Here is a 1,804-nt window from a genome sequence, read left to right on the forward strand (position 1 = left end):
ACTCACCGCCGCCGGGGTCGCCGACCACCGGACGGCGGCCCCGACTCGTCGCTCGATGGGCGCGCGCAGGGTCAGCGCGTCCACGGTCGCCTTCGCCAGGTCGTACGCCTGCCGGGCCTGGAGCCGCTGCGCCGCGGAGAGCGCGCTGACCGCGGAGTTCAGGTTGCGCACGCCGCGTTGCACCGCCCGCAGCGCCTGGTCGGCGGCGCGGGCGGCGGCGTCGTACCGCTCCTGGGCCGTGCGGACCTGGAGCAGCAGGGCGTCGCGGAGCTGCGGATCACTGATCTTGCCGGCCGCGGCGCGGGCGGCCCGGTACGTCTCGTCGGCGGCCCGGTCGGTGCCGCGCAGCCCCCCACGCAGGTCTCCCCCGCCACCGCCACGACCGGCCCGCTCGGCGGCGTCGAGCGCCTCCTTCGCCTGCCGGAGCCGGTCCCTCGCGGACGGGGAGTCGAGCACGGCCAGCACCTGTCCCCGCTTCACCCGCTGGCCGGGTTGGACCCGGAGGCTGACCAACGTGCCGTCGGTCGGGGCGGTGAGGGTGGCGGCGGAGCGGGCGACGACGGTGGCGGGGGCGTCGATCACCTCGGCGACCGCGGCTCGGGCGGCGGCGGCGAGGGCCACCGGCGACTCGTCGTCTCCGCAGGAGGCGGCGGTGGTGGCGGTCAGGACGGCGACGGCGATCAGGGCGGTGAGCAGACGGGGCCGCAGGGCTGCGCCCAGCCGCGGCGGGTCGGTGCGGGGCACGCGCCCCATGCTACGACGCGGGTCGACGACCGACGATGCGCCGGCGTGGCGGTCAGGCGGCCACGGACCGGGCGTACGCGACGCAGTCGTCGTGCAGGCGTGACCACGGCTCGCCGAACGTCGCCTCGGCGGCCTCGTCCAGGGTCCGGCGCTCGTGCACGACGTCGGCGAAGAAGGCGAGCAGGCGCTCCGGGCCGTACCGATCGACGAGGTGCCGCACAGCGAGGTAGGAGATGCCGTAGCTGCCGCCCACCCGGTTCGCCGGGGCGTCGTCGGCGGGGGTCAGCGAGTCCAGCCGACCGTTCCAACCCTCGGCGAGCAGCCGCCGCACGTCGGTCAGCCCCTCGTAGCGACCGACCGGACGGCCGTCGGCGCCCGCGTACTCGGCCAGTCCCTCCACCAGCCACCACGTCGACTCGCCCGGGTAGCCGCGCTCGGGCAGGGACGCCGCGTGGGTCAGCTCGTGGCGGAGCAGGTCGTCCAGGCCGCTGGTGGCGAGCCCGTCGGCGTTGAGCACCACCTCGTGGTGGCCGCCGCCGACCGTGACCGCGTACCCACCGGTCCACTCCGGACGATCGCCGCCGTACCAGCGTCGCCACTCGTCCCGCCCGGCGTAGAAGATCCGGTACCGGTCGGGGACGCGCCCGCCGACCGCCCAGGTGTCCGCCGTACGCGCCGCCGCCTCGGCCTGCGCGAGCAGGGTGGGCAGCTTCTTCCGCTGCGCCGGGGTGGCGGCCACGACGGTCCGCGGCCCGACGGCGACCACCAGGTCACTGATCTCCCACGGTCGGGTGCCGGTCTCCGCCGACCGGGACGGCTCCACCGCCGTCAGCCGGGGCTGCGGCCCGTCGCGCCAGCGGGTGGCGGTCAGCACGGGACTGGTCCGGCAGTCCGGCACCACGAAGCAGTACCGGAACTCGACCAGCAGCCGCCACTCGCCCGGCCGGCCGGCGACCGGGGTGGGCAGGCCGTTCGGCCGGGCCTCCCAGCCGGTCACCCGCAGGGCCCGTAGCGCGGCGAAACGCCGCCGCAGGTCGGCGTGCGCGACCGGCTCGGCCAC

The 1,804-nt window shown here is 77.1% G+C and carries 2 protein-coding genes; both read right to left on the reverse strand.

What is annotated here, in order from left to right:
• On the reverse strand, nucleotides 1-753 hold a 753-nt coding region (locus AB0I76_RS29185), incomplete at its 3' end, for a biotin/lipoyl-binding protein (protein ID WP_357042152.1).
• A 43-nt stretch (nucleotides 754-796) separates the two neighbouring features.
• Nucleotides 797-1,804 (reverse strand): hypothetical protein (locus AB0I76_RS29190; RefSeq protein WP_357042155.1); only part of this gene is annotated, 1,008 nt, incomplete at its 5' end.

Source organism: Micromonospora sp. NPDC049799 (assembly GCF_040656655.1).
In the GTDB taxonomy this organism is placed as follows: domain Bacteria; phylum Actinomycetota; class Actinomycetes; order Mycobacteriales; family Micromonosporaceae; genus Micromonospora.